Raw genomic sequence first — 312 nt, forward strand, 5'->3', positions numbered from 1 at the left:
CGGAGGAAGTACCCCTCTACTTCCCCCTGCGCGACTACCTCCGTGCCCTCCCCGCCTGGGACGGTCGCGACCGCGTCGGAGAACTCGCTGCGCGCATCTCCTCGGATGAACTCTGGAACAAAGTGTTCCGCCGCTGGCTGCGCGGCGCAGTCAAGGGTTGGCTCGGCGAAGAAGAAAGCGCGGATGTGTATGATTGTCAGATTGCTCCGCTACTGGTCAGCGAGCGCCAGGGACTCGGAAAGAGTACGTTCTGCCGCATGCTCCTGCCGAAGAAACTACGCGCCTACTATACCGATAAATTTGACCTCACCT

Annotated in this window: 1 protein-coding gene; it reads left to right on the top strand. The window is 60.6% G+C overall.

What is annotated here, in order from left to right; genetic code table 11:
• The coding region (locus tag I6E40_RS10810; protein WP_235387291.1) for a virulence-associated E family protein at positions 1-312 on the top strand (312 nt) is incomplete at both ends.

The organism is Prevotellamassilia timonensis (assembly GCF_021531665.1).
Classification (GTDB): domain Bacteria; phylum Bacteroidota; class Bacteroidia; order Bacteroidales; family Bacteroidaceae; genus Alloprevotella.